Source organism: Halomonas sp. 3D7M (genome assembly GCF_014897885.1).
Taxonomy (GTDB): domain Bacteria; phylum Pseudomonadota; class Gammaproteobacteria; order Pseudomonadales; family Halomonadaceae; genus Vreelandella.
Window position 1 is genome coordinate 1 of the sequence record NZ_JABUZF010000134.1, and the last position, 4,962, is coordinate 4,962.

The window sequence follows — 4,962 nt, forward strand, 5'->3', positions numbered from 1 at the left end:
AGTGACTTTTTCAGAGCTTCCTTAAGATTAGAGGCTATTTTTAGCTCAATTAATGAACAATTCCTGGTCGATAAATGCTTACGACCTTTTTCTACAGCTTCAACGCCACCAGCAGGCGCAGAAAACACAAAGCGATGCGGCGTGTTGTCTGTCGCTCTGGCTGGGATTGTTATTACTCCGCATCTGAAGGCCTCTTCTTAAGATCAACTTCAGCAACCTGTGTCTCTATCGTTTTATTACTAAGAAACACATCAATTTTGTGTAGGTTGGGTAGCTCTGCCAATAGGCATTTTTCAAGTTGATCGCGAATTTTTGCAATTTCTTTGTACTCCTGCCGTCCCACCTCAACTAAGTCTCCGGTTTTCTGAAATAATAAATGACAACGAAAAAACTCTCTATTGAGATCGATAGCCGCTTTTCTTGTCTCATCAGATATCCAAAACGAGTTATTCTGATTAGATGAATGTGCGGTGAATCGACTAAAATTTTCATAGTCCATAGAGAAAACTTGGTGGTATGTTCGCCTGTCTTCGGAATTCGTATCTTGAATCGCAGTTTTTAACGAATTCACCACAGCATAAAGCTCTTCATGTGCAAGTAAACGCTTATCAATGAGCTTTTCAAAGTATTTGTCTTTGTACCCTAAACGGGAAGTATAAATCGTCACTAGAGACGAAAGCACAGTCGCAACAATCGCGCTCGAAAGAATAACTCCTAAAATTTCCACTTAGCTTCCTCGAAAGTCATAACAGCGTATTAGCCAGCGCACTTTACAGATGAATGAACACGCTGGCACTTTTCCCAGTAAATGCAGACTGCCAGATTCTCCCAAACCTATAACCCTTTTGGCTATTAATTTCAATTAGGACGTATAGCCAAAATTCGCGCTCCTACTGCATTTCCAAAATGTCCGCTCAGGGTCGAACCCTGACTGTAAATTAACCTTAGCACATGACGAGCGTAAATTGAGCCATTCTTTGATCTCTACCTAATGGAGAATCATGCCATGAACGTTCCGACCGAAATCTCATTTACACCTTGGAATAAAGGCAAGTTGGTTGGGCAGAAGGCGCCTCTGCGCCTTCGTGATATTTGGGCCATACGTGTGCGCCTATAGCTGGCCAAAAAGACGAGAGACCTTGCACTCTTCAACTTAGCCATCGATAGCATGTGACCTCGTCAATTTACGGGTACGCGATATAGCTCATGGTGCGTGCATATTGAATCCATATATTTTCTATATTAATTTGATAAAATGACGTGGCCGATCGAGGGCATAACGCCAAAGCGCACTGGCGCACTTTAGTGCGTCCGAGTGGCGCGTTTTGTACGAATTACTACATTTGCAATTTGGATCTAACTCGTTCCCATTTTTGAGTTAGCTCTTCGTTCATATTTCTGAATACTTTAGTCGATAGCTTCACTGCGGCACTAGCTTTTGCAGCCTCGTATTCGGCAAAAGCATCCAGTACTCCCGCCTCAATCGTAGGACTATGGGTTTGGGAATGGCCAAGGTAGAGTGAATATAACGAGTCAAATACTCGCTCATTTCTTACCCTAAGAATCTCTAGCTTTATCCACCTGAATACTATCTCACTAGCAAAAAGTAGTTGGGATGCTGCCAACACCAGACCTAAGTCACTACCTCTATAAATGGCGACAAAAAGCCAAATTGCAGCATAGAGGAAAACTTTAATCCTTTCTTTAACGAGCATTCGTTCACAAATATGCTTTCCGAAAAAGGAATTCTCCATCAAGTTAGCACCCAGTTTCAATACATTTGGATCCAATTTGTTATTGTAGTATTTATTAGTCTCCTCAAAACTTAAAGGGACTGCTAGAGAATTGGATAGAAGCTGCCTTCTCCTTTGCCGCTCAGCAAAGGGAATAAAGTAGTATGAGTTTGCACTGACGACAAACGCATACAATAATACGGAAACAATGAATACTACAGGAACTGTGGACGAAAGAAGCACCTGCTCTTTCGTCAAGAAAGGAATTGAAATAGACAGCATGGCACCAATGTAGAAAAGAATATTTGACAAATAATCAAGATTCTTTACCGGCTTATAATACTTATCTACTTCGTCAACTCTTTGATCTAGTTCAGTCATAGTAATAATAGCTCGGAAATTTCCCAAAAAACACCTTGTCCCACCAGTCAAATGCTTCACTAATATTTCCAGACATCTCAGCATCCCGGGCTTTTTGAGAACGAGCTTTAGCAGTTCTCAGTTTGGATAAAGCCGTTTCCTTATTTGCGGAACTCTTACAAGGGTATATTAATCCGGATATGCCTTTTGGATCCCTTATTGGAGCTAGATTGCAGTCATATAGTTTTTTTAGCACCGAATTAACATCAATCTCATAGAGTATAGATGACTCAGCTTCCATAAGTTTAGTAATTCGAAGCTCTAGGTAAAAAGAGGATATAGGGACGTTATTATAGTATTTCCATGCTTTGACGAACCTTATTAGGGGCTTTAGCCTCTTATTAAGCCTGTTATTTTGCAGGGCAACATAAGAGTTATGAGTGCTAGGGCTTGATTCTATCCAACCACCGTTTCCATCTGGTATATCATATACGTTTTTTTCTTCACTACTTCGGTATAAATAATCCGCTGGGATTACCTCAGCGGTATCCCAGGAGCCAGCCCCAAAATCTAAAACTACGGCCGGAGAATCTACGTACACTCTAGTATTTGGGAAGCGATCTTGTAGACACTCTTTGACTTCCCGCAACGAGACTGAAGAATTTTTTTTGAGCTTATTGCGTGGAATAGAGGCAAAAAAGTCGGCGTCGCTATGCCCTGATATACTAGTTCCATTATTTGCAGATCCTGAATAAAAAAGGCTTTTTAAATCATAATATACCTGCAATCTACTAGTAATCGACGACTTGTGAGATGAGGCTTTGCCTGATTCATAGGACCTTGGTGTCAATGCACTATGGAAGTCCCTAAATCCCCTATTTACACTACGTAAAGGCACTAATGTTCTCCTTGGTATACCTCAAATTCTAACGCCAGCCAGCATGCGCGGCTACGTAATGAAGGCGAAGCCGCAATGTAGTAGCCGCCGCCGTGACTGGCCTTGTTAGCCATTTTCCCCTCATAGCAGCTCAGCCATCGTCTTCAACAAGTACCGCTGCAGCAATTTTTTTGGCGATATCTTCAACTGAGTCGTGCTGGGTAGTAAAACCTGCCAAGTCGGGCAGTATCCCACTGTACTGCTTAACATCATCGAAGGTTACATTGTGCAAAACAGGAATAAGCGTACTCTTATTTAACAGTGCGCCAAGCTCCCTTTCAGTCCAAAACCTACCTGTCAAATATGCAGGGGTAAGGACTGTAACCCCTGAACGCGCCTTCCTCAGTCCCGCATCCATTTGTAGTGATTGGCTGCGACCTGGAATAATTGCGACCTCATCAAACCATACGGCCACGCCCAAACTTTCAAGCTCATCTCGAAGCTGTGAGGCAACTTCAGCCCCGTCAATTCGAGCATAGCTGAGGAAAGAGTCATATTCGCGAGGGTCTAGTGAGGCAACTGCTTCATGTACTTTATCTGCAAGTTGGCGCTCTGTCTCGGAGTATCTAACGGGGCTTGAAGCGGTCCGTAATTGCCTATTTAAGTCAGCTATAACCTTACGGTTATGAGCGTCTGCTTTTTGATTGTGTTGCCGCACGCTCCTATTGTGATCGGAAACTACTTTACGATTATGTGCATCAACCTTTCGGTTGTAGTCATCGATGACTTTCTTATTGGCGCGATTGACTCTATCAACATCACGCTTAACCTGCTGCTGAGCTTTACGCTGCGCCTCTCGTATTTTTCGCTTTAGCTCATTCGGGTTGAGTTTTGCCATAGTAAAAGCTCCCTTGCAGAGGTCTATAGTGTCTGGCTAACAGGTATTACACTGCCCATCCTACGATTGGATAAACGTGCTGGCACTTTTTTCCGGCAAATGCAGCTTGCCAGATTATCCCAAGCCCATGATTCTTATAGCTATTAATTTAAATTTGGCAATATAGCCAAAATTCGCGCTCCTGCTGAACTTCCTGGAATGTCCGCTTGGGGTCGAAAACGTACTTCTAGCAAGGTTTCTGACCGCAATAACCGACTCCGCTTACGTTTATTCAACAACCTGCAGCTATCAAAATATAATTAGCCTAAAAGCTAGCAGATAATGATTGCTGCCGTCATTAGAAATTAGTCGTCTAGCTCTGGTTTCACTATGGACAGGCGCGTGATGCCGCCACTTATTGTGAATACCGGCCTTCCTGATCATGGTTAATTCGTCGGCTTCCTGACAGTCTAAAATCACCAACCGCCTATTTCGCAGGCCGCTTATTATGCAGGTCGTTTGGCCAGCAGTGCCCAAATACCCGCCGAAGAAAGTAACGTTCCGCCCACAATATTGAAACGGCGCTGGGCGCGGCGTGAGGCAAGCATTTTGCGCACGGATGAGGCAAACACCGCGTAAAGCGTGGCATTGAGTGTCGCTAACGCCACGAACGTGACTGCCAAAATCCACAACTGCTGCCCCGCATTAGCGCCAGGGCTAACAAATTGCGGCAAAAAGGCGACGAAGAAGATGATGCCCTTGGGGTTCAGTGCCGTTACCAAATAGGTATTGGTGAACAGCTTCCAGCGCGACCCTGATACCGCAGGTGTTACCGGCTGAACCGACGATATCCCGGCACGCAACAGCTTAATACCCATATAGAGCAGGTATAAACCGCCGATCCATTTGATAACGGTGAACCAAAACGCCGAAGCGGCCAACACAGCTCCCAAGCCAAGTAGCGAAAAAATCAGCGCCGTGGAATCGCCTAATGCCACCGCAGCGACAAGCGGAATATTAGCGCGTCGGCCTTGGGCGATGGTGTAGCTGACAACCGTCAAAATCGTCGGCCCAGGAATAGCGAGCAAGGCCACGGATGCAAGCGCAAAGGCAAA

6 protein-coding genes are annotated in these 4,962 nt (G+C 44.4%); 1 reads left to right on the top strand and 5 read right to left on the bottom strand.

Features of this window, described 5'->3' with window-relative positions:
- Positions 1–201 (top strand): hypothetical protein (locus INT22_RS20355; protein WP_226912453.1); only part of this gene is annotated, 201 nt, incomplete at its 5' end.
- Here INT22_RS20355 and INT22_RS06335 read toward each other — a convergent pair.
- The 5 genes from INT22_RS06335 to INT22_RS06360 form a co-directional block, all read right to left on the bottom strand.
- Positions 173–727: a hypothetical protein gene (locus INT22_RS06335; protein ID WP_193060472.1), complete on the bottom strand. Its 555-nt coding sequence runs from the start codon at positions 725–727 to the stop codon at positions 173–175. The two genes, INT22_RS20355 and INT22_RS06335, sit on opposite strands and share 29 nt — an antisense overlap.
- Before the next feature lie 610 nt (positions 728–1,337).
- A complete protein-coding gene (locus INT22_RS06345; protein ID WP_193060471.1) occupies positions 1,338–2,114 on the bottom strand; it encodes a hypothetical protein in 777 nt (258 codons plus the stop codon).
- Positions 2,107–2,991 (bottom strand): SMODS domain-containing nucleotidyltransferase, encoded by an 885-nt coding sequence (locus tag INT22_RS06350; protein WP_193060470.1) that lies wholly within the window; start codon positions 2,989–2,991, stop codon positions 2,107–2,109. Before INT22_RS06350 ends, INT22_RS06345 begins: the two co-directional genes overlap by 8 nt.
- A 130-nt stretch (positions 2,992–3,121) precedes the next feature.
- A complete protein-coding gene (locus INT22_RS06355; protein WP_193060469.1) occupies positions 3,122–3,868 on the bottom strand; it encodes a toll/interleukin-1 receptor domain-containing protein in 747 nt (248 codons plus the stop codon).
- 485 nt (positions 3,869–4,353) lie between these two features.
- A partial coding sequence (locus tag INT22_RS06360; RefSeq protein ID WP_226912454.1) for a LysE family translocator occupies positions 4,354–4,962 on the bottom strand: 609 nt, incomplete at its 5' end.